We start from the raw sequence: 18,276 nt of genomic DNA, 5'->3' as shown, positions 1-18,276 counted from the left end.
CGACCGGGCACCTACCAGCATTCACAGCAGAGTCAGTCCTTCTGTTCCTTCGTGAAGGCCTGGTATTCCCTGATGACCTCGAGAGCAGGCCCGTCTGCACGCAGGACACCCTGCTCGATCCACAATGCACGATTGCAGGTGTCTCTGATCGTGCGCATCGAGTGCGAGACGAGGAAGACCGTACCGGCGTTCTCTCTGATCGCACGGATTCGCCCCTCGGACCGGTCACGGAACTTCTTGTCACCGACGTTGAGCGCCTCATCGACGATGAGGATCTCGTGCTGGACCGAGGTCGCGATGGCGAACTTCAGCCTCTGGGACATGCCCGAGGAATACGTTCGCATGGGCAGATCGATGAAATCGCGCAGTCCGGTGAACTCTACGATATCGTCGAACCTCTCCTCCACCTCGGCGCGGGTGAGCCCGAGAGCCAGGGAGCCTAGAACGATGTTGCGCGCACCGGAGAGGTCAGGGATCAACGCTGCTCCGACACCGAGGAGATTCGGCCTCGAGGTCGCGTAGATCGCACCCTCCGAGGTGGGCGTCAGGCCCGTGATCGAACGCATGAGCGTGGATTTACCGGAACCGTTGGAGCCGATGACACCGATGGATTCGTTTTTGTGAGCGACGAAGCTGACGCCCTTGAGGGCATGGACTTCTCGGAGGCCACGGCGCTTCGTCATCACGTCTTTGCTGCCGAGCTTGAGCTTCTTGCCCGTCGCCAAGGTCTTGTAACGGACGTGGACGTCGTCGCAGACGACGACAGGCGGGTTGTTCCTCGTCACGTCAGGAAGACTGCCTGTATCGTACGTTTCCGGTTCTTCCGTCTCACTCATCGCGACCGAACCTCTCCTCGGCCTGCCAGAAGAAGACGAAGCCGATGATGAAGATGCCGAAGGCCCAGATGGCCAGGTGCCAGAAATAGTCGTAGGGGATGACGCCATCCTTCATGAGGATTCCACGAGCAATAGCCAACACGTTGTTCAACGGCTGCCAATCGGCGTAGGGCTGCAGAGCGGGGTTGATCTTCTCAACCATGACCTTGAGGTCGAAGAAGACACCGGAGGTGTAGAAGATCATCCGCGAAATGAAGGGAGTGACCTGAGAGAGGTCACGGAAATGGACAGTAGCGCGGGCGAAGATGAAGGCCACGCCCTGGTTGAAGATCCAGAACAGGATGACAAGTGGGATGAAGAGGAACCAGTCCCAGCTGGGCCTCGCCCCCCACAGCATGACAAGGAGTGCCATGAAGATGAAGGTGGGGATGAAGTTCAGCAGGTTCTGAAACACCGTGGCAATGGGCAGAACGATGCGCGGGAACGGCAGAGACTGCACAAGGGATGCGTTCGAGATGATCGACTTCGCACCGCCGTTCATCGAGGTGTTGAAGAACTCGAGGACGAAGACGCCGATGATGACGAAGGGAGCGAAGTCCGGAGGACGCGCGGTGGCACCCTGCATGATGAAGCCGAAGACCGTGCCGTAGATGAGCGCGGAGAATGCGGGTCGCAGAAGCACCCAGAGCATTCCGAGGCGGTTGCGTTCGTTCTCACTCTGCATCCGGTACTTGGCGAGAGTGTAGGTGAAGTCGCTGCGAGTGATCAGCTGCTTGATGTACTGAGGCAGTGACGGCCGACCGCCGACTCTTTCGAGCCCATGCTCCTCAGCTAGCTTAGCCATATCCATGTACAGAAGTTTCTCTCGTCGGCGACTGGGGCGAACACAGGAAGTCTACGTGATGAGGGTGGCCGATTCTCACAGTCGGCTATGAGCCTTGAAGTCGAAATCAGGGTCGTCGATCTGGGCCCGAGTCGGAATGTTATTACCTGCCAGTATTCGACGGGCGGCTGCCTGCATGGGCGGCCAGTTGAGAGTCTCGACACCGACGAGCCGTGCATCTGGGCCAGATCCATCGAAGTGGAAGACCTGGAACTTATTGCCGCTCGGATCGTGTCTGATGATCGCTTCGGTAGCATCGGTGCTGGTCAGGCCTGCAGTGAAGACCTTTTCTGGGCCTTGGAAGCTCCAGTGCCACGGGATATCAGACCAGGGTTCGGCTTTGCCGGCCTCGTCGGTACTCAGCAGTTCGGCGAGGTATTTGCCGTGGCTTTCGGCCACCGGTTCGCAAGCCCAGGGATGGTCAAGGGCGAAGATGCCGTCGGTGATCTGCGCGCAATCACCTGCCGCCCAGACGCCTGGGTGAGATGTTGCCAATTTCTCATTCACCTCCCACGCCTCGGCGGGTCGGAGGCCATCGATGGGAATGAGCGCCGGACGGGCTCCGACACTGGTGACGAACAGGTTGTGAATGTCTGCCGGGATCTCGTCCGGGCTGCTGGTGTGGGCAATGAACGTCACACCGGCTTCTTTGTGCTTCTCAAACAGTGCCCTGCGCACTGGGGCAGATAGTTGTTTTCGCAGAGGTTCGTCGCCGCGCAGGTAGACGGTGGCTTCATGTCCGGCGGCGACCGCCGAGGCCGCCACTTCCATTCCCAGGTACCCGGAGCCCAGGACGCCGACGTTGAGTGGGGCACCGGATTCGGCGACGAACTCACGGATCCATTCGGCCTCGGCCAGGTTGTACACGGGCAGGGCATCCGGGTAGCCGGGGATGTCCGGCCGGTTCGCCTCCATGCCCGTAGCGAGAATGCAGTGGGTGAAGTCCAGAGTCTCCCCCGACGCCAAGTGGACGGTCCCGGCTACTGGGGTACCGCCGGTGGGACTGGCCTGCTGGGACTGGGCCGCCGCCTCGGCGAGGGTGATCTCTGTGGCCTTGTCACGAACGAAGGTGACGAGCTCACCGGACTCGAGATGGAAGGGCAGGTGTAACCGGGAGTCGTCGAAGAGGTGCTTCGAAAGGGGCGGCCGTTCGCTGGTCTCCCCCGCAGCGGGGTCGATGAGCGTGACTGCCTGGCCGCGTTCGCTGAGCTCCCGGGCGGCGGCGGTTCCGGCCAGCCCTGCACCGATGATGACGATCCTCTTTGCCATGTCTCCATGCTAGACCGCAAGCTGCGAAGTGTGGTGTGAGATGAGACGCTGCAGCGGTCAACACGGCCTGGGCTCAGAGTTCTGTGGTGCTGCTGCCTCCCCCGGTGCGCTGTCCCGTGACCTTGGCCTTGACGATCTGGGCCAAGCCAGCGACCTTGCCGCCCTTGAGACCCCAGTGCTGTGCGGATTCTCCCGTGACCTTGATGAGCCCGAGGTTCGGGTCATTGAGTCCACCGTCGAACCAGGTGGCAGCTTCCTTGTTCCACAACTTTGCCAGCTTGGCCTGATCATCGACGAAGTCGACCCGACCGGCCACCGAGAGCCAGTTGCCCGCCTCGGAGACGGCGATATTGACCTGCTGATTCTGCAGCAGTGCCGTTGCCTGGTCCCCCTGCAAGCCGATGAAGAACCACACGTCACCGTCGTCGGTGACCTCTTGGGGCACCATCGGGTGGGCGAGCAGCTTGCCGTCGTCGAGGGCGGTCGTGAGCATCACATAGCCGCTGTCGCGGAGGATCTTCACGACGTCCGTCTGCTCGAGGGACCCGGCGTCAGCCCCACCTGCTCTATTCGCCGTGTTGCCCGTTGCTGCTGGGGTCGCGTCGGAGTCTTTCTCAGCAGCCTTCACAGCGCTTTCATCGACGGCCGTATGTGAGCCGTCGGGATTGCGGTGGAGGGTCACACCGATGTCAGCGGCTGTGTCTTGGGCACGGTCTTCGACGTTCTCTTCGGTGTAGCCGACCTGCGTGTGCGATTCGACTTCGGAGGTGCCGCCCAGTGGCTCAGTCGCCTCGTCGAGCTTCGCCGCGGCATCGCGTGCCTTCTTCTCGCCGGTGGATTCGTTGCTTATGTCTCTGTTGCTCATCAACATTCCCTTCACAGACGATTCTTGCCCCAAGTCTCACACGGGCCCGCGAACAACAGAAGAGGGCGTAGAGAAGTTTCCAGGTTTGTCAGGCAACCATCAGACACTGATTCACCTCAGGTCAGATACGTGGCCGCGCGGTGTCACTCGGATGAGGTGCTGTGCTCGACGAGGCTGTCGACGGTCGCGGGATGCACGGCGAATGTGCTCATGCCTAGACTGTGAGCATGGATGAAGAATCAGTCTCCGTGACAGAGATCCCCGATGGCGCTGCCATCATCGACGTTCGTGAGGACGACGAGTGGGAGGCCGGGCACATCGAGGGCGCACTGCACGTGCCGCTGGGCGAACTGCCCACCCGACTCGACGACCTCCCCCTCGATGACGACATGTACGTCATCTGCCGCACCGGTGGACGCTCCCACCGCGCAGTCGCCTGGCTGACGAACAACGGCTTCGACGCCTATAACGTCGCCGGCGGCATGGGGTCCTGGAACCTCGACCACGGCAAGCCGATCGTGTCGGAAAACGGCGAGGAGCCCTGGGTGAAGTAGAGGTCCCTCGGCAGAGGAGCGCCTCAACTATCCGGCGACGAACTCCTGGATGATCTCCGGAGATGCGTGAATGCACAACATCTGTAGGTTGCCGCCTCCGAAACTGCGGAAACGGTGAACAGTCTCCGCCGCAACGGTGACGATATCTCCTGCATGAGCCTCAAAACTCTCACTGTCAGCCTCGATACGTGCCTCGCCAGCCAGTACCACCCATGTCTCCGTGTACGGATGCCGGTGCAGATCGGGACCCTTCCCCGCTGGCACGTCGACCCAGAAGAAGGAGACATCGGCCCCATGCTCTGCGCCGATGAATTTCGCTGTCGCTGACCCGGGCAGCAGCGTCTGATTGCGGTCGGTGATCGTGATCATGCCGGTCTGCTCGCTTTGCCATCGAGCCAGAGGGTGTCCGACTCGTCGCTATGGACCCCCTCGGTGCCGACATGCTTACTGTCGATCTGCGGCCCCTTCTTGATGACGTGGACCAACGCCATGCCATGTCCGCGGCCGAGCCCGTAGTCAGTCTTGAGCCAATCGAGGATTGCCCCGGCCTTCACCGCAGGATCGTCATAGCCGTGAGTCTTGGCGATGTCGATGAGTTCGCGTGGAGTCAGCCCCGTCTTGTCTTCGATGGTGTCGAGATAGGCCTGGAAAGACATGTCATTGTCCTTTTATCGTCGCAGCGCCAGCCCCAATGCTCGGCATGCGTGTGTCTGAATAGTACGGCCAGAAGGTAGTGCCAGTCCATGGACGCGAATTCGAAAGCCTACTTCGTCGGATCCGGGATCTCATCGGGACGATAATTCGGCACGGTGATGAGCCTCGGCGAGGGAACGGGCTGCTGCAGTAGTGCCGGGCAGATCGCCGGCGAATTTACGGCGACGTTGGACCCTCACAGTCCACGATGCAAGAACCCCGTGGACACAACTGTGCGAGGCGGTGGGAGTTTGGCACAGTAGTTCTATGACTACTCGCGCCGGCCAGCTGGCCCAGGACAGGGATCTCGTCGATATCTCCGCACTGCTTGATTCGTACTACGATCTCGTCCCCGACTCCTCCGTGCCCGCGCAGGCTGTGAGCTTCGGGACCTCGGGACACCGCGGGTCAAGCTTCAACCGTGCGTTCAACGAAGCCCATATCGCAGCGATCACCGCCGCCATCGTCGACTTCCGCAAGAAGCAGGGCATCCATGGGCCCATCTTCTTGGGCCGTGACACCCATGCGCTGAGTGAACCAGCGTTCCTCACTGTTCTCGAGGTCCTCGCCGCAGCGGAGGTGCCGGCGCTCATCGATGAGCGCGACGGCTTCACCCCTACTCCTGTGCTCTCCCACGCGATTCTGGGTTTCAACGCGGGCAAGACCGCAACAGATGCTCAGGCCGACGGCATCATCGTGACCCCCAGCCACAACCCGCCCTCCGACGGCGGCATCAAGTACAACCCGCCGCACGGCGGACCTGCTGGGTCGGAGACGACGACGTGGATCGCGGAGCGCGCGAACTCCTACCTTGAGGCCGGATGGGAGAAGATTCCGCGCACCGGGTTCCAGCGGGCCTTCCACTTGGCCAATACCGAGAACTTCGACTTCATCTCCAACTACACGAATGACCTCGAGTCGGTCATCGACCTCGATGTCATCCGCAGCTCTGACATCCACATCGGTGCTGATCCTCTGGGCGGGGCCAGCGTCGATTACTGGGCCGCAATCGCCGAGGACTTCGACCTCAACCTCACCGTCGTCCATCCCGAAATCGACCCCACCTGGTCATTCATGACCCTGGACTGGGACGAGAACATCCGCATGGACTGCTCCTCGCCCTACGCGATGGCCGGGCTCATCGCCTCCCGCAACGACTTCGACATCGCCACAGGCAATGACGCCGATGCCGACCGACACGGCATCGTCACCACCGATGCCGGGCTGATGAACCCCAACCACTATCTGGCGACCGCGATCGACTACCTGCTCGACAACCGGCCAGAATGGTCGCCCAGCGCAGGCATCGGCAAGACCCTGGTCACCTCCTCGATCGTCGACCGCATCGTCTCCGCCCACGACCGGCCGCTGTTCGAAGTTCCCGTCGGGTTCAAGTGGTTCGTCCCCGGACTCCTCGACTCGACACTGGCCTTCGGCGGTGAGGAATCTGCAGGTGCCTCGTTCCTGCGCCGCAACGGCAAGGTCTGGTCGACAGACAAGGACGGCATCATCATGGCCCTCCTGGCCGCAGAGATGACGGCCAAAACCGGACAGACTCCGTCCCAGCGCTATGCAGGACTGGCCGCGAACTTCGGCACCAGCGCCTACGCCCGCCAAGATGCCCCCGCCACCCGCGCACAGAAAGCGAAGCTGGGGGCACTCGACGCCTCCCAGGTGAAGGCGAAGACCGTCGGCGGTGAACCGGTGACCTCAACACTCACCTCGGCGCCGGGAAACAACGCACCCATCGGCGGACTCAAGGTCACGACCGAGAACTCCTGGTTCGCGGTGCGCCCCTCCGGCACGGAGGACGTGTACAAGATCTACGCCGAGTCACTGCGCGATGAGGACCACCTGCGGGCCGTCCAGCACGACGCACGGATATTGGTGGATGGGGTGCTGGAGCAGGGGTGAACCCAGCTGCACCATGACCGGTCCCGCCTGCTTCGGTAGGTCCAGGGCCGGTCTTCTTCGTTGGATAGTCGAATACCTGATCTCGATGTGCAGTATAGTGCTCATCATGTCGATGAAGAGCCCGCGCATCCAGACCTTCCTCGATCGCGTCGGACACCGGGTCCGCAGCCTTCGCAAGGCGCGGGGGTGGACCATTCAGCGCCTGGCCGACGAGGCTGCGCTGAGCCGACGTATGCTCACTCAGATCGAGCTGGGACAGGCGAATCCGAGTCTGGCCACCATCGACCGCATCGCCCACGCCCTCGATGTGAGCTTCGCCGATCTGGCTCTCAGCGATGCTGCTGCCTCGGAACCCGGCAGCTCGACGCCCTCACCATCAGAACCGGGGCGGCCTGCGAACCTCGACAGGACCGAACAGTCAGATCACAGCGATGATCACACCCTGGACTGGGAGGGCCCGAACGACAGCACCGCATATATCCTCGGCGCATCTTCCGTTCCCGGCACCGAACTGTGGCGGTGGCATCTGGGACCAAGTGTTCAGTATCAGGCTGAAGCCGACCGTGCCGGCACCGAGGAGATCCTCCACGTTCTGTCCGGTGCCCTCGTGCTCGAGCTCAACGACGAATCCCTGACACTGTCCGCGGGAATGTCGAGAAGAATCCCCACCGACCGGGGCTACTCCTACACAGCCGGCCAGGAGGCCTCGGTCGACTTCATCCGCGTGGTCATCGGTGCCTGATGACGCGACCTGAAGCTGATGCATCGCAAGGCGAGGGCGGCTCGTCGCGTTCGCGCATCAACGTGCTGCGCTGGCAGATCGGCTACGGAACGTTCGGTGTTCCGCAGGCGGCGGCACCTATCGCCTTCGCCCTCCTCGCGCTGCCGCTGACCGGGTCCGCCGAGTCAGGTGCCGGTCTGGTCTTTGCGATGACGGCGGCACAGATCCTCGGCTCGGTGCCCATCACTCGCCTGGGCCACCGGTTCGGCAGCGTCGGCTACCTGCGCACACTCATCGCCTTCCGGACGCTCGGGCTGCTCGCGGTGACGATCCTGGCCGCTGTCTCAGCACCGTTCGGTTACCTCGTCGTCGCCGTCATCGTGGCCGGGTTGGTCAATGGTGCGGCCTACGGCTACATGCGAACGCTGCTCAACCACCTCGTCGAGCCCTCGGGAATGCCACGCGCCCTGGGAATCGCAGCCACCCTCAACGAGGTCGCCTTCGCCACCTCACCGGTGCTGGCATCCGTACTGGGCGCCTGGTCACCGGTTGCTGCGATGGCTGTTGTGACAATCGTCGGCTCGGGGCCGATGCTGCTCATCCCTGCCATCCCCGAGGCCCGATCGACGCCTGTAGCCAGGCCGGGTTCGGGGCGTCGAGCTCCGGTGCCAGGTGCGGTCTGGATCTGGCTGTTCGCCTCCGGCGCGACCGGAGCCTCCATTGCGGGAATCGAGGTGGGAGCGGTGTCCTTCGCACTGTCGTTCGGGCTCAGCCCGGCCTGGGCGTTCCTGTTTGCCCTGGCGATGTGCATCGGCTCGGTGCTCGGCGGAGTCTGGGTGAGCATCCGCAACCGCATGCCCGGGCGGTGGAAGGTCACGACCTTCTTCGCCATCACCACGCTCGCCTTCTCCCTGCTCCTCATCGATGGGCATATTGCGCTGACACTGGCCGGTGCCCTCATCGTCGGATGGTTCCTGCCGATGCTCGACACCTTCTATCTGCTCGCACTCGACAGCCTTGCACCGGAGGAACGTCGAGCCGAGATGTTCGCGCTGCTGCGGACGACGAATGCCCTGGGCATCATGGCCACCAGCGGACTTCTCGCCTTGCTCGGACTGACAGCAGCTCTCATCGGAGCTCTCGGGCTGCTTGTCATCGCGACAGTGCTGGCGGCGGTCTACTTCACACGAGGACAGCGGAGCCGACGGGAAGTGCCGCTGGGGTGACAGGGACCGCGTACTGGCCTGCGCGGTCGACGGCAACGCCGAGCAACCTCGGCGAGGTCCGATCACGATCGGGTTTCACTGTTCTGTCGAAAACGTAGCAAACGGTGCTTCGCAACAAACGTTCGTCACTGTCGGGTCGACTCTGCCCAGGACTTCGTCGAACCGCACTATCAGGCAATAATTGTTGTGGTGTGAGAGCCTTTGCCCCGGTATGTGTCAGTCACCGCCGCAGGACTGCAGACAACTCGTCTCCAAGCTGTTACTCACTCCGAGCGTCCTCCCAGCCGCTGTGGTTCTGACTTCAAGCACGGCGGCAATACTGGGCCGCGTCACTGATGTGCCACCCATCCGGTGGCATCTCTGACAGAAAACGCCCCTCGAAGAAGAAGGATCGACACTATGAAGACCACCATCCGCAATCGCACAGCAGCTCTGGGAATCGCCGCCGTCGCCGGCCTCGCAGGAATCGGCCTGGCCAGTGGCCCCGCACTGGCAGCCCCCGCACCCGCAGCGGGCACGAGCACAACCGCCGACGTCGCACCGCAATCGGTTCACTTTCCCACCGACACCGGCATCTACGCCGATGAGCTCGTCAGAGCCTGGGGTGCAGACAACTCTGAGCGAGTCGAAGCCTTTGCCTCACCGCAGGTCGTCGAGGCTCTGAACGAGCACGGCAACGAGGATGCGACCCACTGGGTCAGGACCGGCGGCGACGGAGCCGCAGGGACCATCTATTCGACCTATGAGAACACCGTCACCGGCGAGACGATGTCCGTCGGCGTTTCCAATGAAGAAGTGTCCAACGGCGGCGAATGGGGCGCACCTCACGGAGTCCACAAGGTCCAGTTCGGCAGCTGAGGCGACGTCACCCGATACGGGTGTGAAGAACCCCGCCGCCTGAGGAATCAGGGGGCGGGGTTCTTCACGTGCACGGGTGGGCGGGGCCACCTCGGCGCCGGTGACCTTCCGAGGTGAAGCCAGCGTTACAGGTGCGACTCCGGGGCGTTCTGCACGTACTCATCAAGGGTGTCGTTCTTGTACGCGTCCTGGACCTTCTTCAGTTCCTCTTCGTCGACGTTGACGATCGACTGACCGTCACTCGATGTACCGACGCCGGCGGTCGGGGAGGTGAAGAATTCGATGTCACCGGGGCGGACGTCGCGCATGGCGAAGGCCGTGGCAGAGATGTACTGAGCGTCGAGACCGGAGTCGACGTACATGTACGGCGAGAAGTCCTCGACCATGTTCTGGATCTTCTTCGGATTCGACAGGGTGTCGGCGGAGATGATCTCGTTTGTCAGTCCCCGGATGAAGGCCTGCTGGTTGCGGGCGCGTTGGAAGTCGCCGTCCTGGAAGGACTTGCGTTCGCGCACGAAGGTCAGCGCCTCGTCACCGTCGAGGACGTTCTCTCCCTTTTCGAAGGTATAGCCGTTCTTCTCGAAGCTCTGCTCCGAGTTCACGGTCACCCCGCCGAGGCTGTCGGTCAGTGCTTTGAAGCCTTCGAAGTCGATGATCGCGACGTGGTCGAGTTCCGTGCCGATGAAGTCCGAGATCGTGGACACAGCCAGGGGAAGACCACCGGTTGAGAGCGCGGAGTTGATCTTCGCCTTGCCGTGGCCTTCGATGTCGACCCAGCTGTCACGCGGGATCGACATGACTTGGACATTGGATCCGGACTCCGGGATGTGCATGACCATGATCGTGTCCGAGCGCAGTCCGCGGGAGTCATTGACGTCGACCTGGTCCATCGGCTCATCGGAGCCCAGCAGCAGGATGTTCGTGCCGCCGTCTTCCTTCTGGTCATCGGGGCGCTGCGTGCCGAAGATCTGCTCGTCGGTGAGCTTGTTCGCGTTGTTGTCGAAGGTCCGCCCCACGTTCCACAGGTAGAGGCCTACGCCCAGGACGCCGAGGATGACGATGACGAGAAGGGCGACAAGGAGCTTGCGCCACACCTTCTTCTTTTTGCGTTTGGGACGCTGCGGTCGGTCTTCCTGGCTGTCGAACAGATCATCGATACTGCTGTTGTCCGTCATCGGCACTCCGGGTTTCAGTCAATGCGGCGTGGGTGCCGGCGGGAGAGGATTGCAATCTCTGCAATTATATAGCTTTTGTTACATTCCCCCGGACACCTTGCCCCGGTGCGCGGGTGTGTCTTGCCTGTGACCTGGGTTGATCGCTCGTCTGCGACTCGAATGACCGTCGCCGAGGTGACTCGACTCACCGGTAACAACGTCGTATCCGTATAGTGGACGCTTCATGCGCTAGGTAGACTTTGCTGGTGTTCAACAACTATCGGGAAATTCTGTCTCTTCCCGGTGCTCTCAAGTTCTCCTTGGCCGGTCTTGTTGCACGTATGCCCATCGCAGTTCTGGGCCTGGGAATCGTTCTGTTCATCCAGGGCGTCAGCGGCTCCTATGGTCTGGCAGGCATCGTCGCCGCCGTGTACATGATCGTCCAAGCTCTTGCCGGCCCCGGGATCGCGCGCCTTGTCGACCGTCGAGGCCAAGCCACCGTCATGGTGCCCATCGTCATCACCCACCTCGTGGCGCTCTCGCTGCTCATCGTCTCCGTCTACGCAGACTGGTGGGTGGGCCTCATCTTCGTGTTCGCCGGAATCGGCGGCGCCACTGTCGGGTCCGTCGGGTCGCTGGTGCGTTCGCGATGGTCACACATCGTAGATTCGCCGAAAAAGCTGCAGACCGCCTTCTCCTGGGAATCCGTCGCCGATGAGCTGCTCTTCGTCACCGGACCCGTCGTCGCCACCGTACTCGCCACCGCCGTGTTCCCACCGGCAGGCATCATCCTCTCGATGCTCACCGCCGGGATCGGCTCGGCCTTGCTCTACATCCAGAAGTCGACCGAACCCCCGCCGATTGAACGCACCACAGAGGCTCGCGGGCACGTGTTCTCCAACCCGGGGATCTTCACGATCATCATCGTCAACGTGTTCCTGGGCGTGAACTTCGGCGCCATCGACGTCATCGCCGTGGCCTTCGCCGACGAGCAGGGTGTGAAGTCCCTGGCCGGCATCCTGCTCAGCGCCTTCGCCCTGGGCTCACTCATCGCCGGTGCACTCTACGGCTCGAGGAACTGGAACTCCGCAACCCATCACCGCTTCGGCATCACCGTTGCCCTGCTGGCCATCGGCGCGTGTTCGATGATGCTGGCCCAGGGAATGGTCTCCTACACGATCATCCTGTTCATCGTCGGCTTCACCATCGCCCCGAGCCTCATCGGCGCGAACTCCGTCATCGAAGCACTGGCACCGCCGAGGCGTCTGACCGAGGCCTTCGCCTGGCTGGGAACATCATTGGGCTTCGGCGTCGCTTTCGGGTCAGCCCTCGCCGGCAACATCATCGACGCCTCGAACGCGAAGACGGCGATGCTGCTGCCGGCCGGCTGCGCCATCGTCGGTGCTCTCTTGGCGCTGTCGCTGCTCAAGCTGCTCAACCCGAAGCGGTCGAGTCACGAGGTCAGGTCGGCCCGGGACCTCCGGCGGGTGAACATCGAGGAGTAGTCTCGCGATGATCGTCCGGCGAGTCAGCCCGAGGCGTGCGAGTCGGCACGAGGTGTGCGAGTCGGCACCGGCCTTGGACCGTCAACGGCGAGTCTGCGTGCGTCACTTCACGACTTCACCCTCGGCGGGCGCGATCAGCCGAAGAAGGGCAACGGCGAGCAGCAATGCGGCTGTGGTCGCGATGACGGCGACCCAGACGGGCCCGAGCGCGCCGGGCCTCACGCTGAGTGCGGCAGCGGCGAGGACGGGACCGGTCCCTGCGCCCACGTTGAGTGCCGCTGTCGCATACGAACCAGCCATGGTGGGCGCACCCGTCGCTGCGTAGAGCACTCGCGTGATCAGCGTGCTCCCGACAGCGAACCCCAACACGCCCTGAGTGAAGACGAGCCCGAGCAGGGCAACGGGATTCGTCGCGAAGAGCGCCAACGCGACCCACCCGAGCACAAGAACGCTGCCGCCCACCACGATGACGATTCGGGGTCGGGAATCTGAGAATCGTCCTGCAGCGGTGACACCGATGAAGGAGCCGACGCCGAAGAGCACAAGAGCCACCGACACCCACCATTGACTCAACCCGGCGGTGTCCGTGACGATCGGCGCGAGGAAGGTCAGTGTGGCGAAGGTCCCAGCATTGACCAGGGCAGCAAGCAGCATCGTCAGAACAAGCCGCGGCGAGCTAAGCTGCGCGAGCTCCGCCCGCAGCGGGAGCGAGGACGAGGGCGAGGGCGAGGACGGCTCTTCTCTTGACGAGTCGTCAGTTCGAGTGGTGAAGCCTGCGGCAATGCCGATCGCAGCGGGGACACAGAGAAGAGCGATCGCCCAGAACGTCGACTGCCAGCCGAGTGCCGTACCAAGCAGTGCACCCGCGGGGACGCCGGCGACGGTTGCGACAGTGGTACCCGCGAGCAGAACCGCCACGGCCCGGCCTTTGGCATCGGGTGCCACGAGTTTCGTCGCCGCGCCCAGCGCGACCGCCAAGAAGCCTGCATTGACGATCGCCGCGATCACGCGCGTGATGAACAGAACAGTGAAGTCCGGCGTGAGTGCACCGACGACATGTGACAGCGCGAACACGAGTACGCAGCCTAAGAGTGTCGCTTTCACGGGGAGGCGACGGGTGAACGCAGCCATCGCCGGCGCGCCGATCACCATCCCCGCGGCGAATGCCGATGTCAGGAGACCAGCGGTCCCCACGGAAACGGCGAAGTATGTTGAGATGTCGGGCACGAGGCCAGCGAGCATGAATTCGGAAGTACCCATGGCGAAGACCACCAGGGCAAGAAGATAGAGCGCGAAAGGCATCGAGATAGCTCCGAAGCGAGAGTACGAACAAGAGAACGTCTCGTCACCGCGGTCAGCGCCCGAAGGACACCCGGATGTCGTGCTGCGCGCAGCGCGGACAGCAACAGGAGCAGAAGCTCAGTGGAGGTGAGGGGCTGACGGCGTGACCGAAAGCCCCTGAGTGTCTGATTCAGGACTCGCCATACGGCTCATCGTACCCGTCTGCGCCGCCACCACCACCCAGAAACGGCAGCTCAGGTTCTTCGTGAGGCGCACAATGACCGCCCAGCCCCGTGACATCGTGGAATAAGTCTCGCTGATGCACTTCGATCACCGGTGTGCGCGTCATGGTCAAACAGTACTCCGGTGACGAATCTTTCCTGAGCCAGGTGGATATCGAAGGTGCTGACCAAACGAAACGTTCACATCCAGAGGGTCATCCCCAGTTCTTGTGGGGCGAGGTCTCACCGACGCCCGGGTTGAAGACGTTGCAGGGATCGAGTTCTTTGAAGTGGGCTTCCATCTCCGGCGGCACCTGGTAGAGGCGACCATAGTTGTGCTCGGCGGGCACGGCCGCTCCGCGTGCCTCGAGCAGCGCCATCATCTGCTTCTTCAAAGCGATCGGGTCGACTCCCTTCTTCGCCACATGATCCTGGTGGAAGACGTGGCAGAAGAAGTGGCCGTAGTAGGAACTGATGTGCAGCTGGTCCGAGATCTCCGTTGGCAGCACCTCGAGCCAATCCTCGTCATCGCGTGTCAGCGCAACGTCGAAGGTGATCATCTCCGAGGACTCTTCGCGGTGGAGATTGAAGTAGCGGGTCGCAGCACTGGCGGCACCGAAGCGGTGGAGCATGGCGGACTGAGCCTCATCGGCAGTGCAGATGAAGAATTCACCGTCACGGCCCGCCTCGGCGAAGAAGGTCGTGAGGAACTCCTCGGTCCTCTGCTTCTGGTCGCCGCTGACGACGAGGAGCAGATGGTGTTCAAAGCGATCGCGGTACTCAAGCATGCGGTCCGGCAGCTGCTGCGGCAGCAAGCTGAAGGCACCCTGCGCAATGGAATCGGCGACGGTCTGTCCGAAGAAGGGCAGCTTCGCGAACACCCCGTTCGCCCAGTTCTTCAACGCGAAGAGCTTGATCTGCTCGCGGCTGCCGGCGTGCTTGACGGAGACGAACGTGTCCTTGCCGTACTTCTCGGCAAGGTCGAAGGAGGGCCGTCCCATGTACTCACCGGAGATCGGCAGCGGCATGTCCGAGGTCAGGATCGCCCGGCGCAGGGCCTCGAGCTCGGCGGGGCTGTTGGTCCCCACGTAGAAGGTCGTCGAATCCTTCTGCTTGGGGAAGGTCCGCGTGCGCACGGCGAAGACCATGAGTTTGCCGGCCGACCCTGATGCCTCATGGAGGAACTTCGGGTTGGCGTTGTAGCGGGCAGGAGAATCGGTGATTTCGCGGACGTGCTCGCTGTATTCGGTATCGAGACTGTCTTCCGGGGGCGGCGTGACATCGGCTTCGTCCCATTCGCCGCGTTGGAGTTTATCGAGGATATGGGCCGGATCATCGCCGAGGCTGATGCCCAGGTGATTGACGAGTTCGACCTTGCCCTCGTCATCGACCCGGGCGAAGATCGCGTGCTTCGTGAAGGCCGGGCCCTTGCGAATCTGGCTGCCGCCGGAGTTGTTCGCGATGCCGCCGACGACCGAAGCACCGATCGACGACGAACCGATCACCGAGTGGGGTTCACGCCCGTGAGGTGCCAGCTTGTCATCGAGTTCGTACAGCGTGGATCCGGCCAGACACACGGCCTCACGAGCATCGTTGATGAGATGGATCTGGTTGATGCGCAGGGTGGAGATGATCACGATCTCACGATCGTAGTCCTGATCGCCGGGACCCGAACCTCCGGTCAGGCCGGTGTTCGCCGACTGTGGGATGACGATGAGATCGTGATCGACGCAGACCTGCAGAGCCCGCCACATATCGACAAGGCTGCCCGGCTTGAGGACAGCGAGCACACTGCCGCCGCCGAAGCGATTGCCTTTGGCGAAGGGTTCCGTCGCCCGGGCGGAGGTGAGCACATGACGACTGCCCATGATGTCGATGAAGGCGCTGACTGCCGGCGCTGGTCTCTGTCGTTGACTTCCGAACATTGTTGATAGCTCCTCTTGCATCGATGCGAACGTTGTTCACTCTACAAACCTGCGGATGGAATGGCGCCTGCGCCCATCCGTTGTTTGTTCATGTGTCCCCATCGTCTGACGGGTCATTGTCGGCGCGACCTTCGTGCTGACGTTTTTCAGCACGCATCCGATCCCACTCGGTCAGACGCTTCGCGATGATGTGCTCGTAACCGTTGCCGGTGGGTCGGTACACCTTCTCCGGTTCCATGCCCTCGGGAAAGTAGTTCGCACCGGAGAAGCCCCCCGGCCTGTCCGGGTCATACTCGTAACCCTCCCCGTAGCCGAGATTCTTCATCAGCTTCGTCGGGGCGTTGAGGATATTTGCTGGTGGCATGAGAGACCCGGTCTGTTTCGCGAGCTTCTTCGCGGCGTTGAATCCACGGTAGACGGCGATGGACTTCGGTGCGGTTGCGAGATAGACGACGGCTTGGGCGATGGCGAGTTCCCCCTCTGGGGAGCCCAGACGTTCGAACACGTCCCATGCCGCCAGCGCTTGCTGGATGGCTTGCGGGTCGGCAATCGCGATGTCTTCGTTGGCGAATCTGACCAGCCGTCGGGCGATATAGAGGGGATCTTCCCCACCCTCGAGCATGCGCGCCAACCAGTACAGTGACGCGTCGGGATCTGAGCCGCGCATTGACTTATGCAGCGCGGAGATGAGGTTGTAGTGCCCCTCTTGCGCCTTGTCGTAGATCGGTGCGCGCTGTTGAACCAGCTCGACAAGGCCAGCGGTGTCGAGAGCACCGCTGACGGTTTGGAGTTGCTCGATGAGGTTGAGCAGGTAACGGCCATCACCATCAGCCATCGCCACCAGGGAATGTCGTGCCTGCGCATCAAGAGGCAGTTCTCTCTCAGTCGTTTCCTCTGCTCGTGTGATGAGCGTGGTCAGCGCTTCCTCGTCGAGGCGTTTGAGGACGAATACCTGACAGCGGGAGAGCAATGCTGAGTTGAGCTCGAAGCTGGGGTTCTCCGTGGTCGCACCGACGAGCACGACCGTGCCGTCTTCCACGTAGGGGAGGAAGGAATCCTGCTGGGCGCGGTTGAAGCGGTGGATCTCATCAACGAACAGCATCGTCCCCTGGCCGATCTCGCGGCGTTTGGCAGCTGATTGGAAGACTTTGCGGAGTTCGACGACACCGGAGAAGGTCGCTGAAACCGATTCGAAGACGAGGTTGGTGCGCTCGGCCAGCAATCGCGCGATAGTTGTCTTCCCACAACCCGGTGGTCCCCACAGCACCATCGAGACCAGCCTGCGTTCGGCGAGCATCCGACCAATCGGGGCCTCTTCCCCCAGGAGGTGATCTTGCCCGATGACATCGCCGAGGGACTTCGGGCGCAGACGGTCGGCCAGCGGGCGGCCCACATCGTCAGGCTCAAACAATGACGGCGGTTCTTGGCTCACAATGTCACCTCCATTCTCATAGCCTAATTGCCGTGCCTGACACACTCTTGGGCACGGTCATAGGAGTCATGGACAGGTTCCTCAATCAGCGCTGTGGAGATGGCACGTCCTATTCGGTCATGTGTGAGCCGGGCAGAGGCGTCCAAGTAGCAGCAGGCCCAACAACAGGCACGAGGCGAAGAGCGGCAGCGAAACAGGACCGAGATGGCCGCGACCGAGGGTCAGTCAGCCTAGCAAGCCTGCCTTGCTCAGGTCCGCGCTCACAGTGGGCGAAATCGGAGGCTGCGTTTCCGGGTTCCCCGTTACATTCATTGTCAAGCAGCAACCGGGGTCCTCGTCTCGTAGAAGGCCCCGGCCTTGACCATCGCGAACAGAACGTTGAGCCGGCGACGAGCCAGACACATCACCGCAGCATTATGGCGTTTCCCCTCAGCACGCTTCCGGTCGTAATACGCCTTCGACAAGGAATCATGACATGACGCAACCCAGGCAGAGTGGAACAGTGCGTTCTTCAACCGTTTGTTACCCGCCCGCGACGGGAACTCACCCCTGATTGATGTCCCCGACCGCCGCGTCACCGGAGCGATCCCGGCATACGCAGCCAAATGGCCAGCAGATTTGAACGCAGAGAAGTCGCCGGCCGCCAGGAGGATCTGGGACGCGGTCTTAACGCCGACTCCCGGCATGGACGTTAAGACCTGCAGAAGAGGGAGCGAATCAGCCAACTCCTCAGCCTCGGCCTCGATCTCTTTACGCTCAGCCTTCAGTGCCTTGATCCTGGCAGCATGACGCGGCACCACCGACTCCGACGCCTCACTCCCGGGCACGGTCACTGTCTGCTCGGCCAACGCGTCGAAGATCGCGTCGATCAAGGCCGAGGGGTCCTTGCGGGTATGGTTCTTCGCCCACCGCTTCACCCCCGACTTCCCCGCCGCACGC

The 18,276-nt window shown here is 62.3% G+C and carries 17 protein-coding genes; 6 read left to right on the top strand and 11 right to left on the bottom strand.

The annotated features are described in order from the left end of the window. Nucleotides 1-32 precede the first annotated feature (32 nt). From ACE03M_RS07640 to ACE03M_RS07625, 4 genes are all read right to left on the bottom strand, one after another. Nucleotides 33-836 (bottom strand): ABC transporter ATP-binding protein, encoded by an 804-nt coding sequence (locus ACE03M_RS07640; protein ID WP_485933382.1) that lies wholly within the window; start codon nucleotides 834-836, stop codon nucleotides 33-35. Next, the gene (locus tag ACE03M_RS07635; RefSeq protein WP_204234347.1) at nucleotides 829-1,686 is read right to left on the bottom strand and encodes an ABC transporter permease; all 858 of its coding nucleotides are present in this window, start codon (nucleotides 1,684-1,686) and stop codon (nucleotides 829-831) included. The genes ACE03M_RS07640 and ACE03M_RS07635 overlap by 8 nt, the downstream gene beginning before the upstream one ends. Nucleotides 1,687-1,755: 69 nt before the next feature. Further along, the gene (locus ACE03M_RS07630) at nucleotides 1,756-2,988 is read right to left on the bottom strand and encodes an FAD-dependent oxidoreductase (RefSeq protein ID WP_485933381.1); all 1,233 of its coding nucleotides are present in this window, start codon (nucleotides 2,986-2,988) and stop codon (nucleotides 1,756-1,758) included. 73 nt (nucleotides 2,989-3,061) lie between these two features. Next, complete coding sequence (locus ACE03M_RS07625) at nucleotides 3,062-3,853, bottom strand: pyridoxamine 5'-phosphate oxidase family protein (RefSeq protein ID WP_485933380.1); 792 nt, start codon at nucleotides 3,851-3,853, stop codon at nucleotides 3,062-3,064. Nucleotides 3,854-4,080: 227 nt separating this feature from the next. Here ACE03M_RS07625 and ACE03M_RS07620 point away from each other — a divergent pair, with 227 nt between their 5' ends. Beyond that, the gene (locus ACE03M_RS07620) at nucleotides 4,081-4,407 is read left to right on the top strand and encodes a rhodanese-like domain-containing protein (protein WP_143923694.1); all 327 of its coding nucleotides are present in this window, start codon (nucleotides 4,081-4,083) and stop codon (nucleotides 4,405-4,407) included. A 27-nt stretch (nucleotides 4,408-4,434) separates the two neighbouring features. Here ACE03M_RS07620 and ACE03M_RS07615 read toward each other — a convergent pair whose 3' ends face one another. Both ACE03M_RS07615 and ACE03M_RS07610 read right to left on the bottom strand, forming a co-directional pair. Then, nucleotides 4,435-4,776 (bottom strand): cupin domain-containing protein, encoded by a 342-nt coding sequence (locus tag ACE03M_RS07615; protein ID WP_204234349.1) that lies wholly within the window; start codon nucleotides 4,774-4,776, stop codon nucleotides 4,435-4,437. Next, nucleotides 4,773-5,063: a DUF4287 domain-containing protein gene (locus ACE03M_RS07610; protein ID WP_485933377.1), complete on the bottom strand. Its 291-nt coding sequence runs from the start codon at nucleotides 5,061-5,063 to the stop codon at nucleotides 4,773-4,775. The genes ACE03M_RS07615 and ACE03M_RS07610 overlap by 4 nt, the downstream gene beginning before the upstream one ends. A 304-nt stretch (nucleotides 5,064-5,367) precedes the next feature. Here ACE03M_RS07610 and pgm point away from each other — a divergent pair, with 304 nt between their 5' ends. The 4 genes from pgm to ACE03M_RS07590 all read left to right on the top strand — a co-directional run bounded on the left by pgm (nucleotide 5,368) and on the right by ACE03M_RS07590 (nucleotide 9,819). Continuing rightward, on the top strand, nucleotides 5,368-7,014 hold the full coding sequence (pgm, locus tag ACE03M_RS07605) for a phosphoglucomutase (alpha-D-glucose-1,6-bisphosphate-dependent) (protein WP_485933375.1): 1,647 nt from the start codon (nucleotides 5,368-5,370) through the stop codon (nucleotides 7,012-7,014). A gap of 106 nt (nucleotides 7,015-7,120) precedes the next feature. Further along, nucleotides 7,121-7,756, top strand: a complete 636-nt coding sequence (locus ACE03M_RS07600) for a helix-turn-helix domain-containing protein (protein WP_485933374.1) — start codon at nucleotides 7,121-7,123, stop codon at nucleotides 7,754-7,756. After that, a complete protein-coding gene (locus ACE03M_RS07595; RefSeq protein ID WP_485933373.1) occupies nucleotides 7,756-8,961 on the top strand; it encodes an MFS transporter in 1,206 nt (401 codons plus the stop codon). The genes ACE03M_RS07600 and ACE03M_RS07595 overlap by 1 nt, the downstream gene beginning before the upstream one ends. Before the next feature lie 399 nt (nucleotides 8,962-9,360). After that, nucleotides 9,361-9,819 carry a hypothetical protein gene (locus ACE03M_RS07590; RefSeq protein WP_485933371.1) on the top strand — a complete coding sequence of 153 codons (459 nt, stop codon included), beginning with the start codon at nucleotides 9,361-9,363 and terminating at the stop codon, nucleotides 9,817-9,819. A gap of 125 nt (nucleotides 9,820-9,944) precedes the next feature. Here ACE03M_RS07590 and ACE03M_RS07585 read toward each other — a convergent pair whose 3' ends face one another. Continuing rightward, nucleotides 9,945-10,994, bottom strand: coding sequence for an LCP family protein (locus ACE03M_RS07585; protein WP_485933370.1), 1,050 nt, complete (start codon nucleotides 10,992-10,994; stop codon nucleotides 9,945-9,947). A 245-nt stretch (nucleotides 10,995-11,239) separates the two neighbouring features. On the opposite strand from ACE03M_RS07585, the gene ACE03M_RS07580 reads away from it, so the two are divergent. Then, nucleotides 11,240-12,478 (top strand): MFS transporter, encoded by a 1,239-nt coding sequence (locus ACE03M_RS07580; protein ID WP_143923711.1) that lies wholly within the window; start codon nucleotides 11,240-11,242, stop codon nucleotides 12,476-12,478. Between the two features lie 102 nt (nucleotides 12,479-12,580). On the opposite strand, the gene ACE03M_RS07575 is transcribed toward ACE03M_RS07580, so the two are convergent. From ACE03M_RS07575 to ACE03M_RS07560, 4 genes are all read right to left on the bottom strand, one after another. Next, entirely contained in the window at nucleotides 12,581-13,780 is a 1,200-nt protein-coding gene (locus ACE03M_RS07575; protein ID WP_485933368.1) for a Cmx/CmrA family chloramphenicol efflux MFS transporter, read from the bottom strand. A 415-nt stretch (nucleotides 13,781-14,195) separates the two neighbouring features. Next, nucleotides 14,196-15,905 (bottom strand): D-lactate dehydrogenase, encoded by a 1,710-nt coding sequence (gene dld, locus ACE03M_RS07570; protein WP_485933366.1) that lies wholly within the window; start codon nucleotides 15,903-15,905, stop codon nucleotides 14,196-14,198. A gap of 88 nt (nucleotides 15,906-15,993) precedes the next feature. Then, nucleotides 15,994-17,337 (bottom strand): replication-associated recombination protein A, encoded by a 1,344-nt coding sequence (locus ACE03M_RS07565; RefSeq protein ID WP_260848224.1) that lies wholly within the window; start codon nucleotides 17,335-17,337, stop codon nucleotides 15,994-15,996. Between the two features lie 314 nt (nucleotides 17,338-17,651). Further along, on the bottom strand, nucleotides 17,652-18,276 hold a 625-nt coding region (locus ACE03M_RS07560; protein ID WP_485933364.1), incomplete at its 5' end, for a transposase.

This window comes from Brevibacterium sp. AGC70, assembly GCF_057334195.1.
Note: the sequence above shows the minus strand (reverse complement) of the source record. Positions and strands in the feature narration are given on the sequence as shown.